This window comes from Pseudomonas sp. B2M1-30 (genome assembly GCF_025447575.1).
Classification (GTDB): domain Bacteria; phylum Pseudomonadota; class Gammaproteobacteria; order Pseudomonadales; family Pseudomonadaceae; genus Aquipseudomonas; species Aquipseudomonas botevensis.
Window position 1 is genome coordinate 54414 of sequence record NZ_JAOEJT010000006.1, and the last position, 17834, is coordinate 72247.

A 17834-nucleotide genomic window follows, 5' to 3' on the forward strand; every position below is an offset into this window, starting at 1 on the left:
GGGGATTACTCGTATTGGCCGAGCAGCCGCTCCATCCGCGCCTCGAGGCGGCGCTTGATTTCGGTTTCGATATGCGGGGCGAAGTCGTCGATCACGTCTTGCATGATCAATTGCGCGGCGGCGCGCAGTTCGCTGTCCAGGTGCAGCAGGGCGTCCGGGCCTTTATCCACAGGGGCGGCGGGCTGCGCGGCAGGTGCTGGAGCGGGAGCAGGAGTGGACTGCGGTTCGACGCTTGGCGACTCGTTGTCGACGGCTTCGAACAGCATGGGAATCTGTTCCTGTTCGCCATCATCGACCGTGTCGGTCAGCAGGGGCGGTTGCAGGTTGTCATCGCCGAGCAGCTGGCGGATCGACTCCAGGTCGTCCAGCAGGTGCACAGGCTTTTGCAGCGGTTTTGGAGTGTCCATCGGCGTACTCAGAGTCGCTGTAAACGGTGGTCTTGCAGAGGATAGCCCTGTTCCCGATAGAAACGGAAACTGTCCCGGGCGGCCTGACGGATTGCCGGGTCTTCGACCACCACTTCCGCCACGCGGGCGAACTGGCTGGCGAAGGGCGGGACTTTCAGGTCGAGGTTGACCAGAAGATCCTGATGCTGACCGCAGTCATCACCCAATCCCAGTACGATCAAACCGTCCGGTTCGCTGTCGGCCGGGCCGTGGGGGACGAAACTCTCGCCCTTGAAGGACCACAGGCGCGCGTCGAGTTCGTCACGCTGGGCGGCATCGCTGCAATGCAGGTAGATGCGGTGGCCCATGCGCCAGGCTTTCTCGGTGAGCTTGCAGGCGAAGTCCAGGCGGGCCGAAGGATCGGCGCTGGGCAGGATATAGAAGTCGACTTTGGTCATTGCGGTTCCTGAGCTGCAAACGGCGCCACCCGAAGGTGACGCCGGCGCAAGTCATCGGTTTCAGGCTTTGGCGCGGTCCAGCAGGTACTGGGTCAGCAGGGGAACCGGACGGCCAGTGGCGCCCTTGTCCTTGCCGCCGCTGGTCCAGGCAGTGCCGGCGATGTCCAGGTGCGCCCAGTTGAGGTTCTTGGTGAAGCGCGACAGGAAGCACGCGGCGGTGATGGTGCCGGCCTTCGGTCCGCCGATGTTGGCGATGTCGGCGAACGGGCTGTCCAGTTGCTCCTGGTACTCGTCGAACAGCGGCAGTTGCCAGGCGCGGTCGTCGGCCGTCTGGCCGGCGCTCAGTAGTTGGCCGATCAGTTCGTCGTTGTTACCCAGCAGGCCCGAGGTGTGCGCACCCAGCGCGACCACGCAGGCACCGGTCAGGGTGGCGATGTCGATCACCGCTTGCGGCTTGAAGCGCTCGGAGTAGGTCAGGGCATCGCACAGCACCAGACGGCCTTCGGCGTCGGTGTTGAGGATTTCCACGGTCTGGCCGCTCATGGTGGTGACGATGTCGCCCGGACGCGAAGCAGTGCCGCTTGGCATGTTCTCGGCGCAGGCCAGGATGCACACTAGGTTGATCGGCAGTTTCAGCTCGAGCACGGCACGCAGGGTGCCGAACACGCTGGCGGCGCCGCCCATGTCGTACTTCATCTCGTCCATGCCGGCGCCCGGCTTGAGGCTGATGCCGCCGGTGTCGAAGGTGATGCCTTTACCCACCAGGGCGTACGGCTTCTCGGATTTCTTGCCGCCGTTGTATTGCATGACGATCAGGCGCGGCGGCTGGGCGCTGCCCTGGCCGACGGCGTAGAACGAACCCATGCCCAGCGCTTTGATCTTCTTCTCGTCGAGGACTTCGACTTTCAGGTCCTTGAACTCTTTGCCGAGGTTCTTGGCCTGTTCGCCCAGGAAGGTCGGGTGGCAGATGTTCGGCGGCAGGTTGCCCAGGTTACGGGTGAACGCCATGCCGTTGGCGATCGCAGTGGCGTGGGTCACGGCGCGCTGCACTTCGGCCTGGGCGGCCTTGATGGTCAGCAGGGTGATTTTCTTCAGGGCGCGCGGTTCGGCTTTCTGACTCTTGAACTGATCGAACGTGTATTCGCCATCGACCAGCGATTCGGCCAGCAGACGGGTTTTGCCGTAGCTGTCGCGGTTTTTAACAATAATTTCATCCAGCGCCAGCACGGCATCGCTGCCGCCCAGGCCTTTGAGGGTGTTGAGGATGCCGGCAACGATCTTGCGGAACGGGCGGTCGCCCAGCTCTTCGTCCTTGCCCACACCCACCAGCAATACGCGCTCGGCCTTGAGGTTCGGCAGGCTGTGCAGCAACAGGCTCTGGCCGACCTTGCCGGCCAGGTCGCCACGCTTGAGTACGGCGCTGATGGCGCCACCGCTCAGTTCGTCGACCAGTCTGGCCGCAACGCCGAGTTTGCGGCCTTCGCCGACGGCAACCACCAGGGTGGCGGTTTTCAACGTTTCTGGGCTAACGCTTTTTACAACCAGTTCCATGTCCGGATCCCTGAATGAATGGTCAACACGCAGGCGTTCGGCGATGTGCGCAATCGCCTGCTTATAGATAGAAGAAGCGCAGGCCAGCGCCTGCGACAGAGGCGGCAGTGTGAACCTCGCCCACCGCGCCTGACAACCCTCGGTTGTACGATCTTCAACGGATTGCACGCTTGCATGAGTGTGCGCAGTGACAGGCGGGCCCAATCACAGGATAATGCCGCATCTTTTTTCGGCGGCTCTGCCTTGCGGGCCGGCTGATACGTTTGCTTGTTTGGCCGCCTTAGCCTGACAACCCTGGAGTGTCTGGTTTGATCGTCTTCCGTTATCTGTCCCGCGAAGTCCTGTTGACCCTGAGCGCCGTGAGCGCCGTGCTGTTGGTCATCATCATGAGCGGTCGCTTCATCAAATACCTTGCCCAGGCCGCTGCGGGCCAGCTCGATCCGGGATCGCTGTTCCTGATCATGGGCTTCCGCCTGCCGGGCTTCATGCAACTGATCCTGCCGCTGGGCCTGTTCCTCGGGATTCTGCTGGCGTATGGCCGGTTGTACCTGGAAAGCGAAATGACGGTGCTGTCGGCGACCGGCATGAGCCAGCAGCGCCTGTTCCGCATCACCTTGTTCCCGGCCACTCTGGTCGCTCTGGTCGTCGCGTGGCTGAGCCTGAGCCTGGCCCCGCAAGGCGCCAACCAGTTCCAGTTGCTGCTGAACAAGCAGGACGCCCTGACCGAGTTCGACACCCTTGAGCCGGGTCGCTTCCAGGCGCTGCGCGACGGGACCCGGGTGACTTACACCGAAACCCTGAGCGACGACCGGGTCAACCTGGGCAGCGTATTCATTTCGCAGAAGAACCTGGGTGCCAACCAGAAAGATCGCGGAATCTCGGTGCTGGTGGCCGAAAAGGGTCGTCAGGAAATCCGTCCCGATGGCAACCGTTACCTGATTCTTGCCAATGGCTACCGTTACGATGGCAGTCCGGGCCAGGCCGATTACCGGGCCATTCATTACGAAACCTATGGCGTGCTGCTGCCCAAGCCCGACGTCAGCGAGGAGGTCACCGACCGTGACGCGATGCCGACCTCGACCCTGCTGGGCAGTGACGACATCCGCTCCAAGACTGAACTGCAATGGCGCCTTTCTCTGCCATTGCTGGTGTTCATCGTGACCCTGATGGCGGTGCCGCTGTCGCGCGTCAACCCGCGCCAGGGGCGTTTCCTCAAGCTGCTGCCGGCGATTCTTCTTTATATGGCTTACCTGACCATCCTGATTGCCGCCCGCGGCGCCCTGGAAAAGGGCAAGATTCCACCGGCCCTCGGCCTGTGGTGGGTGCATGCGATCTTCCTCGCCATCGGCCTTGTCCTGTTGTACTGGGAACCGCTGCGCCTGAAGCTGGCGGCCCGTCGCAGCGCCGCGCTGGAGGTGGCCCGTGGTTAAACTCGACCGCTACATCGGCAGCAGCGTGTTCATGGCGATCATCGCCGTGCTGGCGATCATTCTTGGCCTGGCGACCCTGTTTGCCTTCATCGACGAGATGGGCGATGCCAGCGATACCTACACCCTGGTCGATGTCCTGAGCTTCGTACTGCTCACCGCGCCGCGCCGACTCTACGAAATGCTGCCGATGGCGGCGCTGATCGGTTGCCTGATCGGCCTCGGCAGTCTGGCGAGCAGCAGCGAGCTGACCGTGATGCGAGCGGCTGGCGTGTCGATCGGGCGCATCGTCTGGGCGGTGATGAAGCCGATGCTGGTGCTGATGCTGGCCGGCGTGCTGATCGGCGAGTACGTGGCCCCGGCCACCGAAAGCATGGCGCAGGCCAATCGCTCGCTGGCGCAAGGCAGCGGCGACGCGCAAAGCGCCAAGCACGGTATGTGGCACCGTCAGGGCGATGAGTTCATCCATATCAACGCCGTGCAGCCTAACGGTCTGTTGTATGGCGTGACCCGCTATCACTTCGACAAGGAACGCCACCTGCTGAGCTCCAGCTTTGCCAAGCGCGCCGAGTTCGACGGCAGCCACTGGCAGCTCACCGACATCACCACCACGCTGTTCCATGAGCGCAGCACCGAAGTGGTCAATGCGCCAAGCGAGCGTTGGGACGTGTCGCTGAGCCCGCAGTTGCTGAGCACCGTGGTGATGGCGCCGGAATCGCTGTCGATCTCGGGCTTGTGGGGTTATATCCACTATCTGGCCGATCAGGGGCTGAGCAACGGCCGTTACTGGCTGGCGTTCTGGGTCAAGGTCTTGCAGCCGCTGGTGACCGCCGCGCTGGTGCTGATGGCGATTTCCTTCATCTTCGGCCCGTTGCGTTCGGTGACCCTCGGTCAGCGCGTGTTCACCGGCGTACTGGTGGGTTTCACCTTCCGCATCGTCCAGGACCTGCTTGGCCCGTCCAGCCTGGTGTTCGGCTTCTCGCCGCTGTTCGCGGTGCTGGTGCCGGCCGGTGTCTGTGCGCTGGCGGGGGTCTGGTTGCTGCGTCGAGCCGGTTGATGAACAAGGTTTCACCCAGGCTTTAACCTTGAAAACGCCCCGGTCGACAGATCGGGGCGTTTTTGCATGCAATCCGGGTGACAGGCGAACGTGACGCTTGCGCCGTGCATCAGGTACAATCCCCGGCTATTTTTCGGCGGGCCAAGCCTGCAGCCTTTTTGAGTGTTGATCCGTGAGTGATTTGAGTCATATCCGCAATTTCTCCATCATCGCCCACATTGACCATGGCAAGTCGACGCTGGCTGACCGCTTCATCCAGATGTGCGGCGGCCTGGCCGATCGTGAAATGGAAGCCCAGGTACTGGACTCCATGGAGCTGGAACGTGAACGCGGGATCACCATCAAGGCCCACAGCGTCACCCTTTATTACAAAGCCAAAGACGGCATCAACTACCAGCTGAACTTCATTGACACCCCGGGCCACGTCGACTTCACCTACGAAGTCAGCCGTTCCCTGGCGGCCTGTGAAGGTGCCTTGCTGGTGGTCGACGCCGGTCAGGGCGTTGAAGCCCAGTCCGTAGCCAACTGCTACACCGCCATCGAGCAGGGCCTTGAGGTCATGCCGGTGCTGAACAAGATCGACCTGCCACAGGCTGAGCCTGATCGCGTCAAGGACGAGATCGAGAAGATCATCGGCATCGACGCCACCGACGCCGTCACTTGCAGCGCCAAGACCGGCCTGGGTGTCGACGAGGTTCTGGAGCGTCTGGTTGCCACCATTCCTGCGCCGACAGGCGAAATCGACGCGCCACTGCAAGCGCTGATCATCGATTCCTGGTTCGACAACTACCTGGGCGTTGTTTCCCTGGTGCGCGTGCGTCAAGGCCGCGTGAAGAAGGGCGACAAGATCCTGGTGAAATCCACCGGCAAGGTGCATCTGGTCGACAGCGTCGGCGTGTTCACGCCCAAGCACACCAACACCGCCGATCTGAAGGCTGGCGAAGTGGGCTTCATCATTGCCAGCATCAAGGACATTCATGGTGCGCCGGTCGGTGACACCCTGACCCTCAGCTCCACCCCGGACGTTGAAGTGCTGCCAGGCTTCAAACGCATCCAGCCACAGGTTTACGCCGGTCTGTTCCCGGTCAGCTCCGACGACTTCGAGGACTTCCGCGAAGCGTTGCAGAAACTGACCCTGAACGACTCGTCGCTGCAGTACACCCCGGAAAGCTCCGACGCCCTGGGCTTCGGCTTCCGTTGCGGCTTCCTCGGCATGCTGCACATGGAAATCATCCAGGAACGTCTCGAGCGCGAGTACGACCTGGACCTGATCACCACGGCGCCGACGGTAATCTTCGAGCTGGTGCTGAAAACCGGTGAAACGATTTACGTCGATAACCCGTCGAAGCTGCCGGACGTTTCGGCCATCGAAGACATGCGCGAGCCTATCGTGCGCGCCAACATCCTGGTGCCGCAGGAGCACCTGGGCAACGTCATTACCCTGTGCATCGAGAAGCGTGGCGTACAGGTCGACATGCTGTTCCTCGGCAATCAGGTGCAGGTCACCTACGATTTGCCGATGAACGAAGTGGTTCTCGACTTCTTCGACCGCCTGAAATCCACCAGTCGCGGCTATGCTTCGCTGGACTACCATTTCGATCGTTACCAATCGGCTAATCTGGTGAAGCTGGACGTGCTGATCAACGGTGACAAGGTCGACGCCCTGGCGTTGATCGTGCACCGCGACAACTCTCACTTCAAAGGTCGCCAGCTGACCGAGAAGATGAAAGAACTGATTCCTCGTCAGATGTTCGACGTGGCCATCCAGGCCGCCATCGGCGGTCAGATCGTCGCCCGGACAACCGTCAAGGCGCTCAGAAAGAACGTATTGGCCAAATGCTACGGCGGCGACGTGAGCCGTAAGAAAAAGCTGCTTGAAAAGCAGAAGGCCGGTAAGAAACGCATGAAACAGGTGGGCAACGTGGAAATTCCACAAGAAGCCTTCCTCGCCGTGCTCAGGTTGGAATAGTCAGGTCCTATGTCACTAAATTTCCCGCTGTTGCTGGTTATCGCCGTGTTCGTCTGCGGCCTGTTGGCGTTGCTCGATCTGTTGATCCTGGCACCGCGTCGGCGTTCCGCCATCGCTTCGTATCAGGGCAGCGTCAGCCAGCCTGATGTGCTGGTGGTGGAAAAGCTGAACAAGGAACCGCTGCTGGTCGAATACGGCAAGTCGTTCTTCCCGGTGTTGTTCATCGTGCTGGTGCTGCGTTCGTTTCTGGTCGAGCCGTTCCAGATTCCGTCCGGCTCGATGAAACCGACCCTGGATGTCGGCGATTTCATTCTGGTGAACAAGTTTTCTTACGGGATCCGCCTGCCGGTGATCGACAAGAAAGTCATCGAAGTCGGTAACCCGCAACGCGGTGATGTGATGGTGTTCCGCTACCCGAGCGATCCGAACGTCAACTACATCAAGCGTGTGGTCGGCCTGCCGGGCGATACGGTGCGCTACACCGCCGACAAGCGCCTGTTCGTCAATGGCGAGTCGATTGCCGAGCAGTTGGTCGGTTCCGAGCCGGGCACCCTGGGCAGCGCGGAGCTGTACAAGGAAAAACTCGGCGAAGCCGAGCACCTGATCCGCAAGGAAATGAGCCGTTACCGCGCCACCCCGGACCATAGCTGGACCGTGCCGGCCGGGCACTACTTCATGATGGGCGACAACCGCGACAACTCGAACGACAGTCGCTACTGGGATGATCCGAACATTCCCAAGGACCTGCTGGGCATGGTTCCCGACCGCAATATCGTCGGCAAGGCCTTCGCGGTCTGGATGAGCTGGCCGGAGCCGAAACTCAGCCACCTGCCGAACTTCTCGCGGGTCGGCCTGATCAAGTAATCACACACGGCGCTGTTGACCACAGCGCCGAATGCATTTCTGGAACCGGCACAATCGGCTCCGTGCGCATGAAGCCAACGAAATTCAGGACGTTATTTTTGAACACAGCGTTAATTGTCCCAGGCCTGCGTCGTATCCCGGCGATGGCAGTGGAAACCAGCCACGAACTCAGCGTGGTCAAACCGTGAGCGTTTCTCTAAGCCGTCTCGAGCGTCAGCTCGGCTACACCTTCAAGGATCAGGAACTGATGGTCCTGGCCCTTACGCACCGCAGTTTTGCCGGGCGCAACAACGAGCGTCTGGAATTTCTTGGCGACGCGATCCTCAACTTTGTCGCTGGTGAAGCGTTGTTCGAACGCTTCCCGCTGGCCCGCGAAGGCCAGTTGTCGCGTTTGCGCGCCCGGCTGGTGAAGGGTGAGACCCTGGCAGTGCTGGCCCGTGGTTTTGATCTGGGCGACTACCTGCGCCTGGGGTCCGGCGAGTTGAAAAGTGGCGGTTTCCGTCGCGAGTCGATCCTGGCCGACGCCCTCGAAGCGCTGATCGGTGCGATCTACCTCGACGCCGGCATGGAAGTGGCCCGCGAGCGTGTGCTGGCCTGGCTGGCCGGCGAATTCGAAGGCCTGACACTGGTCGACACCAACAAGGATCCCAAGACCCGCCTGCAGGAATTCCTGCAATCGCGCAGTTGCGAACTGCCGCGTTACGAGGTCGTGGACATCCAGGGTGAGCCGCACTGCCGAACCTTCTTCGTCGAGTGCGAAGTGGTATTACTGAACGAAAAAAGCCGAGGTCAGGGTGTAAGCCGTCGCATTGCCGAACAGGTAGCGGCCGCCGCAGCACTGATTGCCCTGGGTGTGGAGAATGGCAATGACTGATACAAACGCAACGCGCTGTGGCTATGTTGCCATCGTCGGCCGTCCCAACGTGGGCAAGTCCACGCTGCTGAACCACATCCTGGGTCAGAAGCTGGCGATCACCTCGCGCAAGCCGCAGACCACCCGCCACAACATGCTCGGGATCAAGACCGAAGGCGATGTGCAGGCGATCTACGTCGATACCCCCGGCATGCACAAGGGCGGCGAAAAGGCACTCAACCGCTACATGAACAAGACCGCTTCGGCGGCGTTGAAAGACGTCGACGTGGTGATCTTCGTGGTCGATCGCACCAAATGGACCGAAGAGGACCAGATGGTGCTGGAGCGCGTGCAGTACGTGACCGGTCCGCTGATCGTCGCGCTGAACAAGACCGACCGCATCGAAGACAAGGCCGAACTGATGCCGCACCTGACCTGGTTGCAGGAACAGTTGCCGAACGCACAGATCATCCCGATTTCGGCGCAGCACGGGCACAACCTCGATGCGCTGGAGCGCGTGATCGCCGAGCATCTGCCGGAGAACGATCACTTCTTCCCGGAAGACCAGATCACCGATCGCAGCAGCCGCTTCCTCGCCGCCGAACTGGTGCGCGAGAAGATCATGCGTCAGCTGGGCGCCGAGCTGCCGTACCAGATCACCGTGGAGATCGAAGAGTTCAAGCAGCAGGGCAAGACCCTGCACATCCACGCGCTGATCCTCGTCGAACGTGACGGTCAGAAGAAAATCATCATTGGCGACAAGGGCGAGCGCATCAAGCGCATCGGCACCGAGGCACGCAAGGACATGGAGTTGCTGTTCGACTCCAAGATCATGCTCAACCTGTGGGTCAAGGTGAAGGGCGGCTGGTCCGACGACGAGCGTGCCTTGCGTTCGCTGGGTTACGGCGACCTGTAAAGGCAGGTTTCCGATACGCCGGAAACCTCTTGTGGGAGCGGGCTTGCCCGCGAGTGCGGTTGAACATTCAATGTTCATGTCGAATGACACACCGCTCTCGCGAGCAAGCCCGCTCCCACATTGGTTTCAGGCTGTTTACAGGATCGTGATTCCTTTCGAGAACCCTGACCGTCATGTCGCAAACGCCGCCACCTGCCCAACTCGCCTACGTTCTGCATTCGCGCGCCTACCGCGAGACCAGCGCGTTGGTGGACTTCCTGACGCCGCAAGGTCGGCTGCGGGCGGTGTTGCGCAGTGCCCGGGGCAAGGCCGGGACATTGGCGCGACCCTTCGTGCCGCTGGAGGTCGAGTTTCGCGGGCGCGGCGAACTGAAGAATGTCGGGCGCATGGAAGGCGTTGGCACGGCGGCCTGGCTCAATGGTGAGGCGCTGTTCAGTGGTCTCTATCTAAACGAGCTGTTGATCCGTTTGCTGCCCGCCGAAGACCCGCATCCGGCGGTGTTCGATCACTATGCCGCGACCTTGCTGGCACTGGCTGAAGGACGGCCGCTGGAGCCATTGCTGCGATCTTTCGAGTGGCGGCTGCTCGATGATCTGGGCTACGGCTTTGCCTTGAACAGCGATATCCACGGCGAACCTGTCGCGGCGGATGGCCTTTATCGCTTGCAGGTGGATGCCGGGCTAGAGCGGGTCTTTCTGCTGCAGCCGGGCCTGTTCAACGGCACTGAACTGCTGGCCATGGCCGACGCCGACTGGTCGGCCCCCGGCGCGTTGTCCGCCGCCAAGCGCCTGATGCGTCAGGCATTGGCTGTTCATCTTGGTGGTCGGCCTCTTGTCAGTCGCGAGCTGTTTCGCAAACCGTAGCCCCGTGTATGCTGTGCGCCGAATCTTTCCATTCAGGAGCGCATCCGTGACCACCAGCAATCGCATTCTTCTTGGCGTGAACATCGACCACGTCGCCACCCTGCGTCAGGCCCGTGGCACGCGCTACCCGGATCCGGTCAAGGCTGCGCTGGACGCGGAAGAGGCGGGTGCCGATGGTATCACCGTGCATCTGCGTGAAGACCGTCGGCACATTCAGGAGCGCGACGTGTTGCTGCTTAAGGACGTGCTGCAAACTCGCATGAACTTCGAAATGGGTGTCACCGAAGAAATGATGGCGTTCGCCGAGCGCATTCGTCCGGCGCACATTTGCCTGGTGCCGGAAACCCGTCAGGAGCTGACCACCGAAGGCGGTCTGGATGTGGCGGGGCAGGAGGCGCGGATCAAGGCTGCCGTTGAGCGTCTGTCGAAAATCGGCAGCGAAGTGTCGCTGTTCATCGACGCTGACGAGCGCCAGATCGCGGCATCGAAGCGTGTCGGCGCGCCGGCCATCGAATTGCACACCGGGCGCTACGCCGATGCCGAAACCCCGACGGAAGTGGCTGAAGAACTCAAGCGCGTGGCCGACGGGGTGGCGTTTGGTCTGGCCCAGGGCCTGATCGTCAACGCCGGTCATGGCCTGCACTACCACAACGTCGAGGCGGTGGCGGCGATCAAGGGCATCAACGAACTGAACATCGGCCATGCGCTGGTGGCGCATGCGCTGTTCGTGGGCTTCAAGTCGGCGGTGTCGGAGATGAAAGCGCTGATCCTGGCTGCCGCCAAAGCCTGATCATCAACACGAAACACTCATGTGGGAGCGGGTTTGCTCGCGAATGCGGTGCATCAGTCGGAGAATTGGTCGACTGACACCAAGCCTTCGCGAGCAAGTCCGCTCCCACATTTGTTTTTGGGGCGAGGTTAGAGCGGCGGGGTTTCCTGGGCCGGCTTGGACTTGTCGATCCCCGGCACATGCAGATTGCCCTCGGCGACCTGGTCGCCCTCAAGCTGCGGCTGGGTCACCCAGGTCAGGATGTCGTAGTAGCGACGGATGTTCGCCACGAAATGCACGGGTTCGCCGCCACGGGCGTAACCGTAGCGGGTCTTGCTGTACCACTGTTTCTGCGACAGGCGCGGGAGCATCTTCTTCACGTCCAGCCACTTGTCGGGGTTCAAACCTTCCCGGGACGCCAGTTTGCGCGCGTCATCCAGATGGCCGCTGCCGACGTTGTAGGCGGCGAGGGCGAACCATGTGCGGTCCGGCTCCTGAATCGAATCGTCGAGCTGATCCTTCATGTAGGCCAGGTACTTGGCGCCGCCCATGATGCTCTGCTTCGGATCGAGGCGGTTGGACACGCCCATGGCCTGGGCGGTGTTCTGGGTCAGCATCATCAGGCCGCGTACGCCGGTCTTCGAGGTGACAGCCGGTTGCCACAGCGATTCCTGATAACCGATGGCGGCCAGCAGGCGCCAGTCGACTTTCTCTTTCTTGGCGTAGGTCTTGAAGTGCTGTTCGTACTTGGGCAGGCGCTGCTGCAAGTGCTGGGCGAAGGTCGTTGCGCCCATATAGCCGAGTACGTCGACGTGACCGTAGTAGCGATCCTTCAGGCGCTGCAGGGTGCCGTTCTTCTGCACCTTGTCCAGGTAGCTGTTGATCTCGTTGAGCAGGCTGTTGTCTTCGCCAGCGGCCACCGCCCAGCTCTGGTTGCGTGCGTCGCCGAGGTCGAAGGCGACGCGGATGTTGGTGAAGTACACCTGGTTCATCGCCACTTCGTTGGAATCGACCAGGGTCAGGTCGATCTGCCCTTCGTCGACCATGCGCAACAGGTCGACCACTTCAACTGCGTCGGACTCTTCGTATTCGATGCCGGGAAATTTCTTTTTCAGCTCTGCCAGTTGCTCGGCGTGGGTGCTGCCCTTGAGCACCATGATCTTCTTGCCCACCAGATCCCCGGCATCGGTCGGCCGTGACTGGCCGTTGCGGTAGATGACCTGCGGGGTGACTTCGAGGTAGGAGTGGGAGAAGCGCACCTGCTGCTTGCGCTGCTCGCTGCTGACCAGACCGGCGGCGGCGAGGACCGGGCCGTTCGGCTTGCCGATCTGGTCGAACAGATCGTCGAGGTTGTCGGCAGTCTCGATTTTCAGCTCGACCCCCAAATCGTCGGCGAAGCGCTTCACCAGCTCGTATTCGAAGCCGGTTTCACCGCTGCGATCCTGAAAGTAGGTGGCGGGACTGTTGCGGGTGACCACCCGCAGCACGCCATCCTCCTTTACGCGCTCGAGTGTGTTGGGTTTATCAACACAGCCACTGAGCATCAGGAAGAGTCCGGTAGCGATCAGCCATTTGGCGTATCGCGGACGCAAAGCCGTTGGGGAAAACATGTGCGCAGTATACGCAAAGGACCGTGAGCGCCATATCTCGACAGTGAAAGGGTTGTCTGCTAGAGGCTGGAAAACCCCTCGCGAGCCCGCAGGAACGGGCTCTAGCGCTGATTTGTGACAGAAAAAATAAGCCGCTGTCCCGCACCCCCGGAATTTGACCTTCGAGGCAGGAACAACGGCCGACATCCGGGTGCAACCGTGCGTAGCGTTTCGGGTGATGTTGAGGGCGGTTTAGGCTAGAATGCACGGCCTCAAAGCACACCCCTTCCCGAGGCTGTCCCGAAGATGTTGATCCTGCGCGGCGCTCCTGCCCTTTCTGCCTTTCGCCACAGCAAACTCCTTGAGCAACTGAGCCAGAAGGTTCCGGCTGTCAGTGGCTTGTATGCTGAATTCGCTCACTTCGCCGAAGTTACCGGCGTCCTGACCGGCGACGAACAGCAGGTGCTCGCGCGCCTTCTGAAGTACGGTCCAAGCGTTCCGGTTCAAGAGCCGACCGGTCGTCTGTTCCTGGTGCTGCCACGGTTTGGCACCATTTCGCCATGGTCGAGCAAGGCCAGCGACATCGCCCGCAACTGCGGTCTGGGCAAGATCCAGCGCCTGGAGCGCGGTATCGCGTTCTACGTGGCCGGCCAGTTCAGCGAAACCGAAGCGCAACAGATTGCAGACGTGCTGCATGACCGCATGACCCAGATCGTTCTCGGCAACCTCGAGCAGGCTGCCGGTCTGTTCAGCCACGCCGAGCCGAAGCCGCTGACTGCGATCGACATCCTCGGCGGCGGTCGCGCCGCGCTGGAAAAGGCCAACACCGAGCTGGGCCTGGCCCTGGCCGAAGACGAGATCGACTACCTGGTCAACGCCTTCAACGGTCTGAAGCGCAACCCGCACGACATCGAACTGATGATGTTCGCCCAGGCCAACTCCGAGCACTGCCGCCACAAGATTTTCAACGCCAGTTGGGATATTGACGGCGAGAGCCAGGAAAAAAGCCTGTTCGGCATGATCAAGAACACCTATCAGATGCACAGCGAAGGCGTTCTGTCGGCTTACAAGGACAACGCCTCGGTGATCGTCGGCAACGTCGCCGGCCGTTTCTTCCCGGATCCGGAAACCCGCCAGTACGGCGCGGTGCAGGAGCCGGTACACATTCTGATGAAGGTTGAAACCCACAACCACCCGACCGCGATCGCCCCGTTCCCGGGCGCGTCCACCGGTTCCGGTGGCGAGATCCGCGACGAAGGCGCAACCGGTCGTGGCGCCAAGCCGAAGGCCGGCCTGACCGGTTTCACCGTGTCCAACCTGCAGATCCCGGGCTTCGAACAGCCATGGGAAGTGCCGTACGGCAAGCCTGAGCGCATCGTCAACGCCCTCGACATCATGATCGAAGGCCCGTTGGGCGGCGCCGCGTTCAACAACGAATTCGGTCGTCCGGCCCTGACCGGCTACTTCCGTACCTTCGAACAATCGATCACCACCGCGCACGGTGACGAAGTTCGCGGCTACCACAAGCCGATCATGCTGGCTGGCGGCATGGGTAACATCCGTGAAGAGCACGTCAAGAAAGGCGAGATCGTCGTCGGCTCCAAGCTGATCGTGCTGGGCGGCCCGGCGATGCTGATCGGCCTCGGTGGCGGCGCAGCCTCGTCCATGGCCACCGGCACCAGCTCGGCGGACCTGGACTTCGCTTCCGTGCAGCGTGAAAACCCTGAGATGGAGCGTCGTTGCCAGGAAGTCATCGACCGTTGCTGGCAGCTCGGCGACAAGAACCCGATCAGCTTCATCCACGACGTCGGCGCGGGCGGTCTGTCCAACGCCTTCCCGGAACTGGTCAACGACGGCGACCGTGGTGGCCGTTTCGAACTGCGCAACATTCCAAACGACGAGCCGGGCATGGCCCCGCACGAAATCTGGAGCAACGAATCCCAGGAACGTTACGTGCTGGCCGTCGGCCCTGCCGACTTCGAGCGCTTCAAGGCGATCTGCGAACGTGAGCGTTGCCCGTTTGCCGTGGTCGGTGAAGCCACTGCCGAGCCGCAACTGACCGTCACCGACAGCCATTTCGGCAACAACCCGGTGGACATGCCGCTGGAAGTGTTGCTGGGCAAGGCGCCGCGCATGCACCGTTCGGTGGTCCGCGAAGCCGAGCTGGGCGACGACTTCGACCCGAGCACTCTCGACATCGGCGAAAGCATCGAGCGTGTTCTGCATCACCCGGCCGTCGCCAGCAAGAGCTTCCTGATCACCATCGGCGACCGCACCATTACCGGCCTCGTGGCCCGTGACCAGATGGTCGGCCCTTGGCAGGTTCCGGTGGCCGACGTTGCCGTCACCGCCACCAGTTTCGACGTCTACACCGGCGAAGCCATGGCCATGGGCGAACGCACGCCGCTGGCACTGCTGGACGCTCCGGCGTCGGGCCGCATGGCCATCGGCGAGACCCTGACCAACATCGCTGCCTCGCGCATCAACAAGCTCTCCGACATCAAACTGTCGGCGAACTGGATGTCGGCCGCCGGTCACCCGGGCGAAGACGCGCGTCTGTACGACACCGTGAAAGCGGTCGGCATGGAGCTGTGCCCTGAGCTGGGCCTGACCATTCCGGTGGGCAAGGACTCGATGTCCATGGCCACCCGCTGGAACGACAAGGGCGAAGACAAGACCGTCACCTCGCCGATGTCCCTGATCGTGACCGGTTTCGCGCCAGTGGCTGACATCCGTCAGACCCTGACCCCGGAACTGCGCATGGACAAAGGCACCACCGACCTGATCCTGATCGACCTCGGTCGCGGCCAGAACCGCATGGGCGCCTCGATCCTCGCTCAGGTTCACGGCAAGCTCGGCAGCCAGGCGCCGGACGTCGACGACGCCGAAGACCTGAAAGCCTTCTTCGCGGTGATCCAGGGCCTCAATGCCGACGGTCACCTGCTGGCTTACCACGACCGTTCCGACGGTGGTCTGCTGACCTCCGTGGTGGAAATGGCCTTCGCCGGCCACTGCGGTCTGAGCCTGAACCTGGACAGCGTCGCCGAAAGCTCCGCTGAACTCGCCGCGATCCTGTTCAACGAAGAGCTGGGTGCGGTGATCCAGGTTCGCCAGGACGCCACCCCGGACATCCTCGCGCAGTTCAGCGCTGCCGGTCTGGGTGACTGCGTGTCGGTGATCGGCCAGCCGATCAACAACGGCCAGATCATCATCACCTTCAACGGCGAAACCGTGTTCGATGGCCAGCGTCGTCTGCTGCAACGCCAGTGGGCCGAGACCAGCTACCAGATCCAGCGTCTGCGTGACAACGCCGACTGCGCCGAGCAAGAGTTCGACGCCCTGCTGGAAGAAGACAACCCGGGCCTGAGCGTCAAGCTGAGCTACGACGTCAACCAGGACATCGCCGCGCCTTACATCAAGAAAGGTATCCGTCCACAGGTAGCCGTGTTGCGTGAGCAGGGCGTCAACGGTCAGGTGGAAATGGCGGCGGCGTTCGACCGCGCCGGTTTCAACGCGATCGACGTCCACATGAGCGACATTCTGGCCGGCCGCGTCGACCTGAACGAGTTCAAGGGCCTGGTGGCCTGCGGTGGTTTCTCCTACGGCGACGTACTCGGCGCCGGTGAAGGCTGGGCCAAGTCCGCACTGTTCAACAGCCGTGCCCGCGATGCGTTCCAAGGCTTCTTCGAACGTAACGACAGCTTCACCCTCGGCGTGTGCAACGGTTGCCAGATGATGTCCAACCTGCACGAGCTGATTCCGGGCAGCGAATTCTGGCCGCACTTCGTGCGCAACCGCTCCGAGCAGTTCGAAGCGCGCGTGGCAATGGTGCAGATCCAGGAGTCGAACTCGATCTTCCTGCAGGGCATGGCCGGTTCGCGCATGCCGATCGCCATCGCCCACGGTGAAGGCCATGCCGAATTCGAAAGCGAAGAGGCACTGCTCGAAGCCGATCTGTCCGGTTGCGTGGCGATGCGTTTCGTCGACAACCATGGCAAGGTCACCGAAGCCTACCCGGCCAACCCGAACGGCTCGCCGCGCGGGATCACCGGCCTCACCAGCCGTGACGGTCGCGTAACGATCATGATGCCGCACCCGGAGCGTGTATTCCGTGCCGTGCAGAACTCGTGGCGTTCGGAGGACTGGAACGAAGACGCTCCTTGGATGCGCATGTTCCGTAACGCTCGTGTGTGGGTGAACTAAGCGCTGTGTACAAGCTCGCGTTTTTTGTTCCCGATAGCCATGTCGAGGTGGTCAAAAGCGCCGTGTTCGCTGCCGGTGGCGGGCGGATCGGAGACTATGACCACTGCGCGTGGCAGGTGCTGGGTCTGGGCCAGTTTCGACCGTTGGACGGCAGTCAGCCGTTCATTGGTCAGGCGGGGCAGGTTGAGTGGGTCGAGGAATGGAAGGTCGAGCTTGTTGTCTGCGATGAGTTGATCCGTGAAGTGGTGGCGGCTCTGAAGGCCAGCCATCCTTACGAGACGCCGGCTTATGAGGTGTGGCGGTTGGAGGATTTTTGATCTTCCTTGGCTGCTGAAACGGGAAACCCGCTGAGAGTGATTTCAGCGGGTTTTTTGGTTTCTGGGGTTTGGGGTTGGGATTGAGTGAATATCCGTTGCTGCGGGTGTTGCTGATGGCGGTTTCGCCCTTACGGCGAGTCACCTTTTTCAAACGCCAAAAAGGTAACCCAAAAGGCTAGGCCACGGCGTACGGCACCTCGCTGTGGCTCGGTGTTCCTTCGTTCCGGAATTCATCCGGGGGCATCGCCTACGGTTTGCTTCGCTGCACCTCCTCTCGATGCATGCGGCTTCGCCGCACGGTCGCTGCGCTCCCACCCCCGGATAAATCCCTCCACTCAGCCTTCCGATGGGGCCAGCACGTCAAAAGCTTTACTCGAGCTAACGCTCATCGTGTTGAGTGGTGGGGAGCGAAAGCAGAAGCAGAAGCTGAAGCAGGAGCAGGAGCAGGAGCAGGAGCAAGGAGCAGAAGAAGGGGAGGAAGCAAAGGAAGCAGAGGAAGCAGAGGAAGCACGATTCGAGTTGCATGCATTTCATACCCCGAGTTCACCTCGGTTTTTCACGTCGGCGTACCTCCCCCAAACAACTCGGTCAGTCCCCTCTCCCTCCGGGAGA

At 61.6% G+C, this 17834-nt stretch carries 14 protein-coding genes; 10 read left to right on the forward strand and 4 right to left on the reverse strand.

Annotated features, from left to right (window positions below; translation table 11 throughout):
* Positions 1-5: 5 nt before the first annotated feature.
* The 3 genes from N8H74_RS13940 to N8H74_RS13950 are packed head-to-tail and all read right to left on the reverse strand — an operon-like array spanning position 6 to position 2395.
* Positions 6-407 carry a DNA polymerase III subunit chi gene (locus N8H74_RS13940; RefSeq protein ID WP_217832325.1) on the reverse strand — a complete coding sequence of 134 codons (402 nt, stop codon included), beginning with the start codon at positions 405-407 and terminating at the stop codon, positions 6-8.
* Positions 408-415: 8 nt separating this feature from the next.
* Positions 416-844 (reverse strand): DNA polymerase III subunit chi, encoded by a 429-nt coding sequence (locus N8H74_RS13945; RefSeq protein ID WP_217832326.1) that lies wholly within the window; start codon positions 842-844, stop codon positions 416-418.
* A 60-nt stretch (positions 845-904) separates the two neighbouring features.
* Positions 905-2395 carry a leucyl aminopeptidase gene (locus tag N8H74_RS13950; protein WP_262148237.1) on the reverse strand — a complete coding sequence of 497 codons (1491 nt, stop codon included), beginning with the start codon at positions 2393-2395 and terminating at the stop codon, positions 905-907.
* A gap of 308 nt (positions 2396-2703) precedes the next feature.
* Between N8H74_RS13950 and lptF the strand changes: the two genes are divergently transcribed.
* From lptF to pdxJ, 8 genes are all read left to right on the forward strand, one after another.
* Positions 2704-3825, forward strand: coding sequence for an LPS export ABC transporter permease LptF (lptF, locus tag N8H74_RS13955; protein ID WP_217832328.1), 1122 nt, complete (start codon positions 2704-2706; stop codon positions 3823-3825).
* Positions 3818-4879: an LPS export ABC transporter permease LptG gene (gene lptG, locus N8H74_RS13960; RefSeq protein WP_217832329.1), complete on the forward strand. Its 1062-nt coding sequence runs from the start codon at positions 3818-3820 to the stop codon at positions 4877-4879. The genes lptF and lptG overlap by 8 nt, the downstream gene beginning before the upstream one ends.
* A gap of 172 nt (positions 4880-5051) precedes the next feature.
* Positions 5052-6848, forward strand: a complete 1797-nt coding sequence (lepA, locus tag N8H74_RS13965; RefSeq protein ID WP_262148240.1) for a translation elongation factor 4 — start codon at positions 5052-5054, stop codon at positions 6846-6848.
* A 9-nt stretch (positions 6849-6857) separates the two neighbouring features.
* Positions 6858-7712: a signal peptidase I gene (gene lepB / locus N8H74_RS13970; RefSeq protein ID WP_217832331.1), complete on the forward strand. Its 855-nt coding sequence runs from the start codon at positions 6858-6860 to the stop codon at positions 7710-7712.
* Positions 7713-7896: 184 nt separating this feature from the next.
* Positions 7897-8586: a ribonuclease III gene (gene rnc / locus N8H74_RS13975; RefSeq protein WP_217832332.1), complete on the forward strand. Its 690-nt coding sequence runs from the start codon at positions 7897-7899 to the stop codon at positions 8584-8586.
* Complete coding sequence (gene era, locus N8H74_RS13980) at positions 8579-9481, forward strand: GTPase Era (protein ID WP_217832333.1); 903 nt, start codon at positions 8579-8581, stop codon at positions 9479-9481. The genes rnc and era overlap by 8 nt, the downstream gene beginning before the upstream one ends.
* A 173-nt stretch (positions 9482-9654) precedes the next feature.
* Positions 9655-10344 (forward strand): DNA repair protein RecO, encoded by a 690-nt coding sequence (gene recO / locus N8H74_RS13985; RefSeq protein WP_262148242.1) that lies wholly within the window; start codon positions 9655-9657, stop codon positions 10342-10344.
* Positions 10345-10390: 46 nt separating this feature from the next.
* Positions 10391-11134 (forward strand): pyridoxine 5'-phosphate synthase, encoded by a 744-nt coding sequence (gene pdxJ / locus N8H74_RS13990; RefSeq protein ID WP_217832335.1) that lies wholly within the window; start codon positions 10391-10393, stop codon positions 11132-11134.
* A 128-nt stretch (positions 11135-11262) separates the two neighbouring features.
* Here pdxJ and mltF read toward each other — a convergent pair whose 3' ends face one another.
* Complete coding sequence (gene mltF / locus N8H74_RS13995; protein ID WP_217832336.1) at positions 11263-12723, reverse strand: membrane-bound lytic murein transglycosylase MltF; 1461 nt, start codon at positions 12721-12723, stop codon at positions 11263-11265.
* Between the two features lie 285 nt (positions 12724-13008).
* Between mltF and purL the strand changes: the two genes are divergently transcribed.
* Positions 13009-16905: a phosphoribosylformylglycinamidine synthase gene (gene purL, locus N8H74_RS14000; protein ID WP_262148244.1), complete on the forward strand. Its 3897-nt coding sequence runs from the start codon at positions 13009-13011 to the stop codon at positions 16903-16905.
* 5 nt (positions 16906-16910) lie between these two features.
* Positions 16911-17222: a YqfO family protein gene (locus tag N8H74_RS14005; protein ID WP_262148246.1), complete on the forward strand. Its 312-nt coding sequence runs from the start codon at positions 16911-16913 to the stop codon at positions 17220-17222.
* Positions 17223-17834: the final 612 nt, after the last annotated feature.